Annotated in this window: 16 protein-coding genes; 9 read left to right on the top strand and 7 right to left on the bottom strand. The window is 65.0% G+C overall.

What is annotated here, in order from left to right; genetic code table 11:
• Positions 1–8 precede the first annotated feature (8 nt).
• Both B0G83_RS24270 and B0G83_RS24275 read left to right on the top strand, forming a co-directional pair.
• Positions 9–1,400, top strand: a complete 1,392-nt coding sequence (locus B0G83_RS24270; RefSeq protein ID WP_105509938.1) for a sigma 54-interacting transcriptional regulator — start codon at positions 9–11, stop codon at positions 1,398–1,400.
• Positions 1,401–1,447: 47 nt separating this feature from the next.
• On the top strand, positions 1,448–2,176 hold the full coding sequence (locus tag B0G83_RS24275; RefSeq protein WP_105509939.1) for a DUF2968 domain-containing protein: 729 nt from the start codon (positions 1,448–1,450) through the stop codon (positions 2,174–2,176).
• A gap of 197 nt (positions 2,177–2,373) precedes the next feature.
• Here B0G83_RS24275 and B0G83_RS24280 read toward each other — a convergent pair whose 3' ends face one another.
• Positions 2,374–2,562, bottom strand: coding sequence for a hypothetical protein (locus tag B0G83_RS24280; RefSeq protein ID WP_105509940.1), 189 nt, complete (start codon positions 2,560–2,562; stop codon positions 2,374–2,376).
• Between the two features lie 271 nt (positions 2,563–2,833).
• Here B0G83_RS24280 and B0G83_RS24285 point away from each other — a divergent pair, with 271 nt between their 5' ends.
• Positions 2,834–3,061, top strand: coding sequence for a hypothetical protein (locus B0G83_RS24285; protein WP_105509941.1), 228 nt, complete (start codon positions 2,834–2,836; stop codon positions 3,059–3,061).
• A 20-nt stretch (positions 3,062–3,081) separates the two neighbouring features.
• Here the strand turns inward: B0G83_RS24285 and hfq are convergent, their stop codons facing one another.
• Complete coding sequence (hfq, locus tag B0G83_RS24290) at positions 3,082–3,600, bottom strand: RNA chaperone Hfq (RefSeq protein WP_105509942.1); 519 nt, start codon at positions 3,598–3,600, stop codon at positions 3,082–3,084.
• A 348-nt stretch (positions 3,601–3,948) separates the two neighbouring features.
• Between hfq and B0G83_RS38715 the strand changes: the two genes are divergently transcribed.
• The 6 genes from B0G83_RS38715 to B0G83_RS24315 all read left to right on the top strand — a co-directional run bounded on the left by B0G83_RS38715 (position 3,949) and on the right by B0G83_RS24315 (position 8,555).
• Positions 3,949–4,089, top strand: a complete 141-nt coding sequence (locus B0G83_RS38715) for a hypothetical protein (RefSeq protein ID WP_181157054.1) — start codon at positions 3,949–3,951, stop codon at positions 4,087–4,089.
• Positions 4,090–4,211: 122 nt separating this feature from the next.
• The gene (locus B0G83_RS24295; RefSeq protein WP_105509943.1) at positions 4,212–4,742 is read left to right on the top strand and encodes a sigma-70 family RNA polymerase sigma factor; all 531 of its coding nucleotides are present in this window, start codon (positions 4,212–4,214) and stop codon (positions 4,740–4,742) included.
• A complete protein-coding gene (locus B0G83_RS24300; RefSeq protein ID WP_105509944.1) occupies positions 4,742–5,692 on the top strand; it encodes an anti-sigma factor in 951 nt (316 codons plus the stop codon). Before B0G83_RS24295 ends, B0G83_RS24300 begins: the two co-directional genes overlap by 1 nt.
• 315 nt (positions 5,693–6,007) lie before the next feature.
• The gene (locus B0G83_RS24305) at positions 6,008–6,478 is read left to right on the top strand and encodes a hypothetical protein (protein ID WP_105509945.1); all 471 of its coding nucleotides are present in this window, start codon (positions 6,008–6,010) and stop codon (positions 6,476–6,478) included.
• 33 nt (positions 6,479–6,511) lie between these two features.
• Entirely contained in the window at positions 6,512–8,089 is a 1,578-nt protein-coding gene (locus B0G83_RS24310) for an FAD-binding oxidoreductase (RefSeq protein ID WP_105509946.1), read from the top strand.
• Positions 8,090–8,132: 43 nt separating this feature from the next.
• Entirely contained in the window at positions 8,133–8,555 is a 423-nt protein-coding gene (locus tag B0G83_RS24315) for a hypothetical protein (RefSeq protein ID WP_105509947.1), read from the top strand.
• Here the strand turns inward: B0G83_RS24315 and B0G83_RS24320 are convergent.
• The 5 genes from B0G83_RS24320 to B0G83_RS24340 all read right to left on the bottom strand — a co-directional run bounded on the left by B0G83_RS24320 (position 8,552) and on the right by B0G83_RS24340 (position 15,242).
• Positions 8,552–9,541 carry a DUF1571 domain-containing protein gene (locus B0G83_RS24320; protein ID WP_105509948.1) on the bottom strand — a complete coding sequence of 330 codons (990 nt, stop codon included), beginning with the start codon at positions 9,539–9,541 and terminating at the stop codon, positions 8,552–8,554. The genes B0G83_RS24315 and B0G83_RS24320 overlap by 4 nt on opposite strands.
• Positions 9,542–9,582: 41 nt before the next feature.
• Entirely contained in the window at positions 9,583–11,373 is a 1,791-nt protein-coding gene (locus tag B0G83_RS24325; RefSeq protein ID WP_105509949.1) for an AMP-binding protein, read from the bottom strand.
• A gap of 149 nt (positions 11,374–11,522) precedes the next feature.
• A complete protein-coding gene (locus B0G83_RS24330) occupies positions 11,523–12,824 on the bottom strand; it encodes an acetyl-CoA C-acetyltransferase (RefSeq protein WP_105509950.1) in 1,302 nt (433 codons plus the stop codon).
• Positions 12,825–12,861: 37 nt separating this feature from the next.
• The gene (locus B0G83_RS24335; protein WP_105509951.1) at positions 12,862–13,806 is read right to left on the bottom strand and encodes a MaoC family dehydratase; all 945 of its coding nucleotides are present in this window, start codon (positions 13,804–13,806) and stop codon (positions 12,862–12,864) included.
• 2 nt (positions 13,807–13,808) lie between these two features.
• Complete coding sequence (locus B0G83_RS24340; protein WP_105509952.1) at positions 13,809–15,242, bottom strand: 3-oxoacyl-ACP reductase; 1,434 nt, start codon at positions 15,240–15,242, stop codon at positions 13,809–13,811.
• Positions 15,243–15,268: the final 26 nt, after the last annotated feature.

Here is a 15,268-nt window from a genome sequence, read left to right on the forward strand (position 1 = left end):
TATCCACGATGAGAACCACCACCAAAATCGAGGAACTCGATATCTACGTCTGGGAGGGCAAGGCCGATATCGTCGACCGGGTCGCGCGCTGCATGGCGAGCTTCGACGTCGAAGTGATCCGCGCCGACGATATCGCGATCTCGCCGGAACGGACCGCGATGCGGCCGTCGCTCGCGATTATCAGCGTTTCGGTGATCGACAGCGGCGCGCTGATTCTGCGCGACTGGCAGGCCGCGCACGGCATTCCGGTCGTGTGGGTCGGCGCCGCGCCGCGCGACCACGATCCGGCCAGCTATCCGTCCGAGTACTCGCACATCCTGCCGCTCGACTTCACCTGCGCCGAGCTGCGCGGCATGGTGATGAAGCTGGTCGCGCAGATTCGCGCGCACAGCGCCAAGACGCACGAATCCGACGCGATGATCGCCAACTCGGAGTGCATGCAGGCGCTGCTGCACGAGGTCGACACGTTCGCCGACTGCGACACGAGCGTGCTGGTGCATGGCGAGACCGGTGTGGGCAAGGAGCGCATCGCGCAACTGCTGCACGAAAAACACACCCGCTACGGGCAGGGCCCGTTCGTCGCGGTGAACTGCGGCGCGATTCCGGACGGGCTGTTCGAATCGCTGTTCTTCGGCCACTCGAAAGGCTCGTTCACCGGTGCGGTCGTCGCGCATAAAGGCTATTTCGAGCAGGCCGACGGCGGCACGCTGTTCCTCGATGAAATCGGCGACCTGCCGCTCTACCAGCAGGTCAAGCTGCTGCGTGTGCTCGAAGACAGCGCGGTCACGCGGATCGGGTCGGCCACGCCGGTGAAGCTCGATTTCCGGTTGGTGGCGGCCACCAACAAGGTGCTGCCGCAACTGGTCAAGGACGGCACGTTCCGCGCGGACCTTTACTACCGGCTGGCGGTGATCGAGTTGAAGATTCCGTCTTTGGAAGAGCGCGGCGCGGTCGACAAGATCGCGATCTTCAAGGCGTTCATTGCGCAGGTGGTCGGCAACGAGCGTCTGTCGGCGTTACCCGATTTGCCATACTGGCTCGCCGATGCGGTCGCCGACACTTACTTCCCCGGCAACGTGCGCGAACTGCGCAATCTCGCCGAGCGGATCGGCGTGACGGTGCGCCAGATCGGCGCGTGGGACGCGGCCCGCCTGCAGCGGTTGCTGGCACTGGCGCGCAGCACGCAGTCGGTGCCCGCCGAGAGCGCGGCCGAGGTGCTGGTGGACCGCAGCAAATGGGACATGGCGGAGCGCAACCGCGTGCTCGCCGCGCTCGACGCAAACGGTTGGCGTCGCCAGGATACGGCGCTCTATCTGGGCATTAGCCGTAAGGTTTTGTGGGAGAAGATGCGCAAGTACCAAATTTTCGACGAAGAGCCCGAAACCCGCGAAAGTGAGTAATAATGAGACGGTTGTACTAAAACAAAAACTGTTTAAGCAGGAATTACATGGACCACAAGTCGAAACTACGACAGATCACCCTGGCCGCTTTCATCGCGTTGGGGGCCGTGCAAGGCGTGTATGCGCAAGCTCTGCCGGACGGCAGTGCGAGTGCTGGCGGCGGTGCTGGCGTCGTTTCCCAGCCGGGCACGACGACCGCGTTGCCGGCCACAGCGCAAACCGGAGCGGCCCAGACCACCGCTTTGACGCCGGACGAGGCGAAGCAATCCGCCGCGGGTAATGTCGCGGAATTGCAGCAGATGATCCACGGCTCGGATCTGGCGGAATTGCGCACCACGTACAACGGCAGTTACGGCGCGAGCCTGCTGTTTTATGGCAAGGAAATGACGTACTACGTGGCGTTGTTCCAACAGAAGAATTTCTGGCGCGTCATCAAGACGCAAGACGCCACGCGGGCCGACATGATCTATAAGGATTTCGTGCGCCAGACACTGCAACTGTCGGACGTCGAAATTCGCCGCACGCAGCTCGAAGCGCAGAAGGCCTTCACGGAGCGCATGATCGCGCTGTCGCAGGACCGCGCGAATCGTCTGCAGGCCGACCTCGACGTGGCGCGTCAGCAGCAGAGCATCGTGGCGAGCCAGCAGCAGCAGAGCCGTGCGGAAGCCTCGGCGCTCGCTCAGCAGAAGGCTGCCGCGCAAGACCAGTTGCGCGCCGCGCAACGCCAGGTGCGCGATCTGCAGCGTCAACTGGAAAGCGGCTTGCCGTTGCACTGAGTGCGACGGTCTGAAGACCTGGCAGACCGGTAGGGCGGTGTGATCGCGCTGCGTGGTTTGCCGGGAAGGTGAGGCGGGTTGACTGCATCACCATTGTCTTCGAGCCGTTATCTATGCAGACATAATCAGGCGGCTTTCGGGCCGCCTGATGCATTGTGGGTCTCCCTCGGCGGCCGCGTTCTGCGGTGGCGTTATCGCTAATGCCGCTTCTTTCCCTGCGAAGAAGTTTCCTTTTCCGACGAGTGGTGCGGATCGGTCGTGTCGACGGCGATCGGATCGCTGGCGGGAAAGCTTTCGTCCAGCGCCTCGTCGAGGCGGCTGTCGTCCGACTCGACGGGCGGCTGCGCTGGCGCGGGATGCGCGGCGGGATGCTTCTTGCTGGTCATGACAGGCTCCGTTCGAAGAGAGGCGGTTCCCCAGCATAGCGCATGGCGGCCGTCGACGAGCATCGGCCCAACACCACTTCAAATCATCCGGCATCGACTCGTTTTCCGTGTGTCGTCGCCCGGCATCAACGGCAAGCAAGGGCGGCGACATTCACCGGCCGCGTGGGCCGGCGCTCACACCCTGCCGCACGACATGAACCGGCAGTGTCCCATCGGCAGGCACGCAAGCTGAACCCCGCGCAGCCTCGCGAATCACCAGGCAGCGACTGACATGAACCGGAAAAAACCCGCGAGCGGGCCACGCTTCAACGCGTTGCACGTCGTGGAAGCAGAACTGGAACACCTGGATTGGGCCACGCGACAACCGGCGCTACGCATGCTGGACGCCGGGTACTGGCGTCGCCGCGTGATGGCGGTGAAATGTGGATTCGAACTGACAGAGCAGCAGTTACTGCGCCTGGAGAAAATCTTGATGCGGCTCGGCCACCCTAAGGAGTAGCCGAGCGCCGAAGCGGCTGCTTACTCGTTGCCGCCATTGTTGCCATTACCACCGTTGCTGCCATGACCGCCGTGATTGCCGCCGCCGTGGTTGCCACCGTCGCCACCGCCCGTGCCGAACAGACGCCGGCGGCGCGTGACGACCACCGGGCCGTCTGACGTGCTGCCGCTGCGATCGGGTGCGGGCCGGTCCGACGACGGTGCGCCATACGACTCGCGCGGTTCACGCGGTTCGCGCGGCTCACGATGGTCACGTGGCTCACGCGAACCGTGCGGACCCCGCGTGGTGTGCTCGCCATGTGACGGGCGCCCCGTGCGCGGCGCCGGACGTGTGCCGGTGTCGAGCTGGATCGTCGAGATCGCGCGCTTGTAGATGCCTTGCAGGCCGACAGGCGTGCGCAGCATCACCAGGTACTGATCGAACGACTCGATGCACCCCGTCAGGCGAATGCCGTTGACGAGATAAATCTCCACGCGCTTTCGTTCTTTGCGCGCTGCGTTCATGAAGTCGTTTTGCGGATGCGATTCTGCGGAAGCCATGGACAATTCAGGTTAGAAAGACGGTTGTTCGCCGCGATTCTACCCTGTGTCAGGGCGGAACGCGTCGGCGGGCGAACTCCGTCCACTATAACGGCTTGTGCGCACATAAGCATCCGATAACGCCTGGCTGTAACGTTGCGTTACGAATCTGCCGATGAATGGCGCATTGTTCCGCCATGCCCGGCTGTTCGGGGCGTCGTTGGCGGGAAAAAGATAGCGCGCGACGAGGCCGCGAGCGGAATAAATCATCGCTCGTGTGCGTTAAGACAGGTAGGGCAGCGTCGCATGGTGCGCGAGGCCGACTGGATGCCAGGCTGACGCCGGTCGCCGGCAGTGAGGAGACTCAACATGAAATCGTCCCGCGTTCTTTCCGCCATTTTCGTGCTGCTCGCGCTTGCGCTAGGTTCGCTTGCGACGAGCGCCTGCACCTCGGCCACCGACACCGGTGCGTCGAGCAGCAGCGGTAACGGCAGCGGCGGCGGGTATTGAATGGCCCGAGTGCCACACGTGTTCCGGGTGCGCATTAACCTGGCATGTCGCGCGAGTTCTTCCGGGCGCAGCCCGTTCAAGCTGGCACGGCCCGGTCATTTCCTGGGAGCGTCGCGGACTGGATGAACTTCGAAGCGGAAGTAATCTCCTGGTTGCCGCAGTTGCGCCGCTACGCGCGCGCGCTGACGGGCGACAGCGCATGGGCCGACGACCTCGTGCAGGATACGGCGGAGCGCGCGCTCGCCCGTTGGACGGCGTTCCGCCCGAACAGCAATCTGCGCGCGTGGCTGCTCACGATTTTGCGGCATCTGTATATCGATCAACTGCGCGGCCGCCGCGAGATTACCGTCGACGACGACAGCGCGCCGTGGCGCAATCTCGAAGCGCCGCAGGGCGAGGTGGACGGTCTGGTGTTGCGCGATTTGCAGCGCGCGCTGTACTGCCTGCCGCTCGAGCAGCGAGAAGTGCTGTTGCTGGTTGGGGTGGAGGAACTGTCCTATCAGGAAGCGTCGCGTGCGCTCGGCGTGCCGGTCGGCACGGTGATGTCGCGGCTCTCGCGCGCGCGTGAGCATTTGCGCGTGTTGTTGACGGAAGGGCCGGCTCAGGAGCCGGCGCGCAAAACTCCGCCGTTGAAAGTGGTGAGAAATCCGTGATGAATAACGACGACCACGAAGCCGGCCTGCCCGACGGCCTCGATCTGCGAGCGCTGTCGTCGTTGGTCGACGATGAATTGCCCGCTGCCGAACGCGCCGCGCTCGAAGCCAAACTCGAGCAGCATCCGCAGGCCGCCGCGCGGGTGGCGGCGTGGCGCGCGCAGAAGGCTGCGCTGCGGGCGTTGTGTGGGGCGCCGATACGGGGCGAGCGCGCCGAGCGTGGCGAACGTGCCGAACCCGGCGACCGCGCCGAACGTAGCTACCGTACGGAACGTGGCGAGCTTCGCGAACATGAGGAGCGCGGCGACCGCGACCGCCGCGAACCCGGCGGCCGCTTCGGCGTTACTCCGGAGCCCGCCTTCATCGTCGTGCGTCGTGCGGCGCCGTGGTGGCAGCGTGTCGGCCTCGCGGCGTGCTGGCTGGTCGCTGGAGCAGGAATCGCGCTGGCTTTGGGGCCGCTCGCGCCGCGCCTGACGGGCGGCGCATGGGGCGGCCTGGGCGGCCAGCCGCCGAGCTTCGCCGAGCGGGCGGATGTCGCCTATGCGGTGTACACGCCGGAGCGGCGTCATCCCGTGGAAGTGGCCGCGAGCGACGAAGAACATCTGATCAACTGGCTTTCCAAACGCCTGAACCGGCCGCTGTCGGTGCCGTCGTTGCAGGAGTACGGTTACTCGCTCGTCGGTGGGCGTTTGTTGCCGGGCGAGGCGGGGCCGGCGGCGCAGTTCATGTACGAAAACGCCGGCGGCGCGCGGCTCACGCTGTACGTGACCGGCACCGCGCGCGACGAGACCGCGTTCCGCCTGTTCCGCGACGGCAACCGGCGCACCTTCTACTGGATCAGCGACGGCATGGGCTACGCGTTGTCAGGACCGATCGCGGAGGGCAAGCTGCGCTCCATTGCCGTCGATGTCTGCAGCGCGCTCGGCGGCAAACCGGAGACGTGGCAGTAATTTTGCAAGCGGGTCCGTGCGCCGCATGTTGCGTGAGCTCTCGCGGTACGACTTGAACGATATCAACGCGCGGGTCCAGCACAGGCCGCTCGCGCTGCAACACGTGGTAACAGAAATTCGCCGCGCTTCGCTCATACGACCGGAATAGCATCGCGCGACGCTTCGTTTACTCGTTGCCGGATCCTGCAAGCGCATGCCCCGATGCATGCATGCGCAACTTCATCGCGGGATTTCGGGCAAGGCAAACCGACGGGGTCTTTACGGTGTCGACGCGTCCTTCGCGTCGCAACGCCGACGCGTCGAGGCAGCGACATCATGCTCACATTTCATCGGTTCGGCACGCGGCTCGGTTCCGGCGTAGCCTGTCTGTGTCTGAGTGCGCTTTGCGCCGCACCAGCCGGCGCACAAACGGACGCGGACGCGTCGTTGGTCGATACGTCGACGTGCCGGTTCGTGGTGGGTCAGGCGGAAATCGACGGCGTCATGCAGCAGGTCAGCGGACGCGCGTGTCTGCAACCGGACGGCAGCTGGCAGATCGTTCAGGACGACGCCGGCGCGCTTGCGCCGGCCTATTACTACGATCCGTGGTACTGGGGGCCGCCGGTGGTGTTCGGGGTCGGCATGTCGGTTATTTTCGTCGACCGGTTTCATCATTTTCATCACATGGATCATGTCCGCTATGTGCGTGGATCGTATGGCGCGGGTGGGCGCGGCGGCTGGCACGGCGGGTCGTCCGTGCATGTGTGGGGCGGTGGGGCGCATATGGGTGGTGGCATGCGTCGTTAGCGCGCCGCGGTTGTCACCGGCCGGGGAGACATCTTGACCCGCAGCCTGCCGCCCGAAGTATCCGCCGCGCAGTTCGACCGCGCGCTCGCCGGTTGGCGGGCTAGCGTCGGCGAGTCGCACGTGGTGACGTCGGCGGCGGGACTCGCCGCGTATCTCGATCCGTTCGCGCCCGGCGAGCCCACGGCGTTTTCGGCAAGTGCGGCGCTGCTGCCGGCCTCCGTCGATGAAATCCGCGCCGTGCTACGGATTGCCAACGAATTCCGCATTCCGCTCTGGACGGTCTCGACCGGCCGCAATTTCGCCTACGGCGGCGCCGCGCCGCGTTTGTCCGGATCGGTCGTGCTCGACCTGCAACGGATGAGCCGCATCATCGAAGTGAACGAGACGCTCGCCTATGCGCTGGTCGAACCGGGCGTGAGTTACTTCGATCTGCACGCGTATCTGCGCGACAAGGGTTACCGGCTATGGGTCGATCCGCCCGCGGCGGGTTGGGGCAGCGTGGTCGGCAATACGCTCGAACGCGGCTTCGGCTACACCGACTACGGCGATCACGCGGCGACGCAATGCGGCATGGAGGTGGTGCTTGCCAACGGCGACGTGTTGCGCACCGGCATGGGCGGGATCGATATTGGCACTGCATGGCAGTTGTATCGGCCGGGCTATGGGCCGTCGTTCGACGCGATGTTCACGCAGTCGAATTACGGCATCGTCACCAAGCTCGGGGTCTGGCTGAAGCCCGCGCCGCCCGCGTATCTGCTCGGCGAAATCCAGTTTCAGCACGAAACGGATCTCGAGACGATCGTCGACATTTTGCGGCCATTGCGGCTCGACGACACGATCCGCAACAACGCGGTGATCGAAGGAGGTTTGCGCCGCGCGGCGGGACTCTCTTCGCGCTCCCAGTGGTACGCAGGCGCCGGCGCAATGCCCGAGCATGCGGTGACGGCCATGCTGGAGAAACTGGCTATAGGACGCTGGAATCTGCATTTCGCCCTTTACGGCACGCCGGAATTGATCGACGCGCGCTACGCGATCGTGCAGCGTGCCTTCGCGCGCGTGCCGCGGGCGAGCTTGTCGGCCACACGCTATACGGGCGATGCGCAGCCGGTTGCGGGCGGCGATCGCAACCTCGCCGGCATCCCGGCGATGAGCGCGTTTCGCATGCTCGACTGGCGCGGCGGCGCGGGCGCGCATGTAGACTTCGCGCCGGTGTGTCCGGCGAGCGGGCGCGACGCATTGCGCCAATACATGATGATAAAGACGCGCGCCGCGGAATACGGCTTCGACTACTACGGCGGTTTTACGGCGGGCGTGCGCCATCTGCATCACATTTTCGCGGCGATTTTCGATCGTGACGACGCGAACCAGCTCGAGCAGGCCGGCGCGTTATTGCGTTCTCTAATGAGCGATGCGCGCGCGGCGGGTTACGGTCAGTATCGCGCGCATCTGGCGTATATGGATTTCGCGGCCGCGCAGTATGGATTCAACGATGGCGCGTTGCTGCGGCTGTCGGAAACGATCAAGGACGCGCTCGATCCGAACGGGATTCTCGCGCCGGGCAAGCAGGGGATCTGGCCGGAGAAATGGCGGGATCGGCGGGGCTATACGTAAGCGTGCCGCGTAGGTGCGCGAATCGCGGCGACAGGATCAGGCAATGGACCGACGCACTTTCATGACGAGCGGCGCGTGGTTGTCGAGCGCGGCAGCGGGTGGGGCGTGGCCGTCGCTCGTGCATGCCGACGCGCGTCGCCATACGCTGGCGATTGTCGACACCAGCATGGCACACGGCCTCGCAGTCGCCGAATACGCTAGCCGTCTTAAGCTTCCGCTGTTCGAACCGGGCGACGACATCGGCGCGCTCTGGTACACGACACTTGCGCCGCTGCTCGATGAGCGAACTTCGTTGCTCACGCAGCCATCGTTGATCGGCCTCACGCGTGCTTCCGATTACTTCGTGCTCAAGCAACTCGCCATACGCGCAGGGTATCGGGTCGAGGCGCGCGGCGAGCGAAGCACGGCATCAATCTCGCGGTTAGCTTACGTCGCCTTCACATTCACCGCCCACCCGCAACGCTAAAACTTGTATGCCTTGTTCTTCGGATCGAAGGTCGAGTCGTCGAAGGTTTTTGGCGTGATGGTTTCGAACACGATCTTCTCGAAGAGCTTGCCGTCGTTGTTATACGACTCGACGGTGCGGAAATACGGATGCCGCAGGTCGAGCCCGAGCGTTTCCTTCTTCGCGTAGAACTGCGGCTGGCCGGTCGGCGTTTCGAAGGTGAACGCGACCACGCGGACGCCGTCGATCGTCTGGACTTCCACCTGAGTCGAGCGCGGCAAGCCGGCTTCGACATATTTCTTGCCTTCGGACAGGTACTGCGCGGCAACGTACTCGGTGCCGAGATCGCGCACCTGGTGATTCGATTGCGCGCGAGCGAGCGCGCCGTTCAGCGAGGTCCACAACGGCATCACGTTCATGATGCCGCCCAGGTGGCCGTACATTTCGTCCGTGCGTTTGGACTCGTCGTAGATAATTTCCTGGCCCGCATGCGCGCCGTCGGGCAGCCACTTCGCGTAGATTCGCAGCGGGTCGTGCGCGAGACGCACCAGCATGTGATCGGGCTTGTCGGGCCACTGGCCGTGAATGCGTTCCGAGCGCGCCATCGTGAACTCGTACGACGGGTAGCCGTTCGGGCCTTCCTTGATATAGCGCGGCAAGGTCAGCGGATCGAGCGACTGGAATAGCGCGACCAGTTGCGCGTCGTCGAGCTTTTCCAGCGCGCCGCTCTGTTGCGCGGCGCGCAGCCATTTGACCTGCTGGTCCAGCGTCAGCTTGCCGACCTGCGAAGACGGCGTGGTGGGCGCCTTGACGCTGGAGGCCGTGTCGAGCGGCGGCGGGGTGTCGTCGTTTTGCGCGAACGCGGACGGCGCGGCGAGACCGAAGGCCAATGCCGCCAACGCGCCGGCCAGCAGGGCGCGCGGCGCGGTCATGCGCCATGCGCTGCGCCGGACGAGACCCGTGGCCGCCGGGGAGCGGCGTGAGCGTGCGGACAGGCGGTGCTTCATGAATCTCTCCGAAAGGTAAGCGACGCAAAGCGCCTTGCCTGTCAGGCAGCCTTTTGCTTCGCGAGTTCCTCGTCGCGCAGCGCGCGGCGCAGAATCTTGCCGACATTGGTTTGCGGCAACTCGTCGCGGAACTCGACGAGCTTCGGCACCTTGTAGCCCGTCAGATTCTTGCGGCAATGGGCGATCACCTGTTCCGCGGTCAGCGACGGGTTGCGCTTGACGATAAACACCTTCACGCGCTCGCCCTGGGCTTCGTCGGGCACGCCGATTGCGGCCACTTCGCGCACGTCCGGATGCGCGGCGATCACGTCTTCGATTTCGTTCGGATAGACGTTGAAGCCCGACACCAGGATCATGTCCTTCTTGCGATCGATCAGGCGAATGAAGCCGCGCGAGTCCATCACGCCGATGTCGCCGGTGGCGAGCCAGCCTTCGTCGTCGATCACCTTGGCGGTTTCGTCCGGGCGATTCCAGTAGCCTTTCATCACCTGCGGGCCCTTTACACACAATTCGCCCGCTTCGCCGATGCCGGCCCAACTGCCGTCGTCTTTCCGGAAGCGCACCTGGGTGGACGGCGCGGGCAGGCCGATCGAGCCTTCGAAGTCGCGCATGTTGCTCAGGTCGACCGGATTCATCGAGACGATCGGCGAGCATTCGGTGAGCCCGTAGCCTTCGATAATCGGTTTGCCGGTGACCGCCTTGAAACGCTCGGCCACCGATTTTTGCGTGGCCATGCCGCCGGCCATGGCGAGTTTCAGGTTCGAGAAGTCGCGTTTGCAGAATTCCTCGTTGTCGAGGAACGCGTTGTAGAGCGTGTTCACGGCGGTCATGCCGGTGAATTTCTCGTGCCGGATAATCATCATCACGCGTTTCATGTCGCGCGGATTGGCGATCAGAATGTTGCGCCCGCCGAGTCCCATGAAGATCAGCGCGTTCACTGTCAGCGAGTAGATGTGATAAAGCGGCAGCGGCGTGAGCACGGTTTCGATCTCGCCGGTCAATTGCGTTTCGGACCACGCCTTCGCCTGCAGCAGATTGGCGATGATGTTCTTATGCGTGAGCATCGCGCCCTTGGCGACGCCGGTGGTGCCGCCGGTGTATTGCAGAAACGCGATGTCGTTGTGCGCGAGACGCACGGGCGTGACCGGCCGCGTGTAGCCGGTCGCGAGCGCGCCGAGCAGCGGCACCGCTTGCGGCAGGGTGTACGCGGGCACCATCTTCTTCACGTGACGCAGCATGAAGTTGAGCAGGCGTCCCTTCAGATTCAGGCCGTCGGCGAGCAGATCGCCGAGACCCGTCACGATCACGTTCTGGATCTTGGTGCCCGGCAGCGCGTCTTCGACCGTCTTCGCGAAGTTCTCGAACACGATGATGGTGGTCGCGCCGCTGTCCTTCAACTGATGCGCGAGCTCGCGCACGGTGTACAACGGATTGACGTTGACCACCACGCCGCCGGCTTTCAGCACGCCGAACAGCGACACCGGATACTGGAATGTATTCGGCAGCATGATCGCGATACGCTCGCCGGGTTTCACGCCGATACTTTGCAGATACGCGGCGAACGCCGTGGCCTTGCGGCCGAGTTCGCCGTAGGTCAGACTCGCGCCCACGCTCACATACGCGACCCGTTCGCGGAACTTCGCGATGCACTCGTCGAAGAACTGAACGATCGATTCGTATTGCCCGACATCGATGTCATGCGGCACATCGGATGGGTAGGACGCGTACCAGATGCCGTCGGTGTTCGGCGCGGCGCTCCGGGCGTTAGCGGCATTCACGGCGGCCGACGCCTGATCGGCGGACGGGAGCGGGGTTTGAGCGGGCTGGGTCATCGGTCGTCTCCAGAAGCGGTGGCTTCATCTGTTTGTGTGCTGGTCGTGTGGCCAGTCATCCGGGCGTGCGTCGAAGCAATCCAAAGCAAAGTTTGCAGCAATCTTTCGTGAAGCAACACTAGTCGGTGAGGCGAACGAGGCGCGCCGGCTCAGCGCTCTAGAATCGCCACCACGCCCTGGCCGCCCGCCGCGCAGATCGAGATCAGCCCGCGCGCGGTACCGGCCGGTGTGTCGAGTTGCGCAAGCATCTTCGCGAGACCGGCGACGATGCGACCGCCAGTCGCGGCGAACGGATGGCCGGTAGCGAGCGAGCTGCCGTTCACGTTCAGTTTGGTGCGGTCGATCGCGCCGAGCGGTCCAGGCAAGCCGAGCTGCGTGCGGCAATACTCGTCATCCTGCCACGCGGTGAGCGTGCACAACACTTGTGCCGCGAACGCTTCGTGAATTTCGTACAGGTCGAAATCCTGCAGCGTGAGACCGGCGCGCGCGAGCATGCGCGGCACCGCGTAGGCAGGCGCCATCAGCAGGCCTTCTTTCTTGTCGAAAAAGTCGACCGCGGCGGTTTCCGACCAGCTCAGATACGCGAGCACCGGCCAGCCATGTCGAGCCGCCCAGTCCTCGCTCGCGAGCAGCACGGCGGAGGCGCCGTCGGTGAGCGGCGTCGAATTGCCGGCGGTCAGCGTGCCGGCGTCGCGATCGAACACCGGCTTCAGGCTCGCGAGTTTTTCGAGCGTGAGGTCGGCGCGCAGATTGTTGTCGCGCGAGAGACCGCGATACGGCGTCATCAGATCGTTGACGAAGCCGCGTGCGTACGCTTCGTTGAGCTTGCGATGGCTGTCGTACGCGAGCACGTCTTGCGCTTCGCGCGAAATGTTCCAGCGCTTGGCCATCAGCTCGCAATGCTCGCCCATCGAGAGATTGGTGCGCGGTTCGCCATTACGTGGCAACAGCGGCTTGAAGAACATGCCGGGCCGCAGTTTGGTCAGCGCGCCGACGCGCTGGCCCGTGCTGCGGCTGCGGTTCACTTCGAGCAGGATTTTGCGCATCCGTTCGTTGACGCCGATCGGCGCGTCCGAGGTCGTATCCACACCGCCCGCTATACCCACTTCGATCTGTCCCAGCGCGATCTTGTTGGCGACGAGGATCGCCGCTTCGAGACCCGTGCCGCAGGCTTGCTGTACGTCGTAGGCGGGCGTTTCCTTCGCGAGCGTGGTGGACAGCACCGCTTCGCGCGTCAGATTGAAGTCGCGCGAATGCTTGATGACGGCGCCCGCCGCGACCTCGCCCAGCCGCTCGCCGTGCAGGTTGTAGCGATCGATCAGGCCTTGCAGCGTGAAGGTCAGCATGTCCTGATTCGACGCGGTCGCGTACGCGGTGTTCGAGCGGGCAAACGGAATCCGGTTGCCCCCGACAATGGCGACGCGGCGCACGGCTGGCTGCGGGTGAGTCATGCTCGGCTCCTTGAGGTTCTCGTTGTGATGAGGCGGCTCATAGCAGTTTCCACTGCATGCGGCCACGCAGATGCGGTTTTTCGCCGCGGATATCGCGCACTTCGATATCGCGTTCGATCAGCGAAGCCGACGCGCTCCACAACGTGGCTTCCCCGGGCAGCAGCATCGGCAATTTGAATTCGGCGCTGAGCGTGCCTTCGGCGAGCGGCTTGGGCGGTTGCAGCGCGGCGGCGGCGCGTGCCAGCGTCCACATGCCGTGGGCGATCGCGCGCGGAAAACCGAACGCTTTCGCGGACAGCGCGCTGAGGTGAATCGGGTTGTAGTCGCCGGAGACTTTCGCGTAGTCGCGGCCCAGTTGCGACGGCAACTGCCAGCGCGCGATGCGCTGCAGCGCGTCGGACCCGGCTTCGAGCGGCGCGAGCGTGCTTCCGGTCGCCGGCACGCCGCGTTTCAGATAGACGCTGTCGCCGTCCCACACCGCTTCGCCGCGCCGGTACAGACGCGTGTGCAGGACGAACGCCTGCCCCTTGTCGTGACGCAGCAACGCGCCGAATTCGACTTCCACGCGCAGCAGGTCTTTATACGCGAGCGGGCGGCGCAGGCGCACGTGATTGGCCAGATGCACGAGCCCGAGCGCCGGCCACGGAAACGCGGGATCGGTCAGCATCAGCAGATGCAACGGAAACGCCAGCAGATGCGGATAGGTGAGCGGCACACCGTGCTCGGGGATGAAGCCGCACACGCGCGCATAACGCCAGACCGTGCCCGGATCGAGCGCAACGGCGGGGCGCACGAGGCGCAGCGCGGGCAATTGCGTGGGCCGGCCGCGTTTGACGATGCCGGACAACGCGCGCGCATAGAGTTTGGCCGGCGCGGGCAGCGGCTCGACGACGACGGTTTTCGGCCGCACCGCGTCGTTCCGCGGGTCGCCGAACGCGCCGGGAGCGCCGCTGTCGTCGAACGGATCGCCTGGCTCCGCCATGCTCACGCTCCAATCAGACTTTGGCCGCACACGCGCACGATCTGGCCGCTGACCCCAGCCGAGCCCGGATGCGCGAGCCACGCAATGGTCTGCGCGACGTCGACCGGCTGGCCGCCCTGGCTCATCGAATTCATGCGGCGGCCGGCTTCGCGGATGGCGAGCGGAATCTTCGCGGTCATCTGCGTCTCGATGAAGCCGGGCGCGACCGCGTTGATCGTGATGCCGCGCGCGCGCAAATGCGGCGCCATGCTCTGCACCCGGCCGATCACGCCGGCTTTGGATGTCGCGTAATTGGTCTGGCCAAGATTGCCCGCAATACCGCTGATCGACGATACCGTGACGATCCGGCCGCCGTCGCGCAGAATGCCGGCGGCGAGCAGCGCGTCGTCGATTCGTTCCTGCGCGCTGAGGTTGATGTCGATGACGTGTTGCCACGCGGCATCGGTCATCTTCGCGATGGTTTTGTCTTTCGTGATGCCGGCGTTGTGCACGACGATGTCGACGCCCTGTTCGTCGAGCGCGGCGGCGATCTGCGCGGGCGCTTCGGGTGCGGCGATGTCGAACGCGAGGGCGGTGCCGTTCAGTTGACGCAACGTGGCCTCGAGCGCGTCGCGTGCCGACGGAATGTCGACGCCGATCACGTGCGCGCCTTCGGCCGCCAATGCGCTTGCAATCGCGGCGCCAATGCCGCGTGCCGCGCCCGTCACGACCGCGCGCCGGCCGGCGAGGGGTTGGGCCCAGTCGAAGGCGGATGAAGGCAAGGCGGGGCTGTTGGCGGTGCTGCTTTCGTTCACGCAGCCGATCCGCACCACCTGACCCGACACATACGCCGAGCGTGGCGACAGAAAAAATCGCAAGGTCGCTTCAATTCCACTTTCAGCGCCGCGCTCGACATAAACGAGGTTCGACGTGATGCCGCGCCGCGCCTCCTTGCCGAGCGAGCGCGTGAGACCTTCGAGCGCGCGCTGTGCGGTCCACTGGCGCGGATTCGCGCAGCTTTCCGGCGGCCGCCCCAGCACGACGATACGACCGCACTTGCCGAGCGAGCGCAGCGTGTCGTGAAAGAAGCCATGCAGCGGTTCGAGCTGGCTGCTGTCCTCGATGCCGCTGGCATCGAACAACAGGGCGGCGAGCCGGCCGTGCGAACCGCCATCGGCGGCTTCGAAGCGTCCGGTCATCAAACCGCGGCGATTCGCGAGCGGCACCCACAGCCCCGCGCTTTCATGTGCGACGCTGGTCACGCCGATGCTCGCCACGAGATTCGCGAGCGCTTCCAGCAGATGCGGTTCGCGGCCCGCGCCGAGCGCCACCATGCCGCCGAATTCGGGCTGGTCCGCGCGATAGCGGTGCAGCACCTCGGGCTTCGGCAAGCCGAGCGAACGCGCCAGGCGCGCGCCGAACGGCGAATTGACGAAGTTCAGGTATGAGTCGTTCATAGAGTGATTTGCTCCGCTGGCCACGT

Source organism: Paraburkholderia sp. BL21I4N1 (genome assembly GCF_002973525.1).
Taxonomy (GTDB): Bacteria; Pseudomonadota; Gammaproteobacteria; order Burkholderiales; family Burkholderiaceae; genus Paraburkholderia.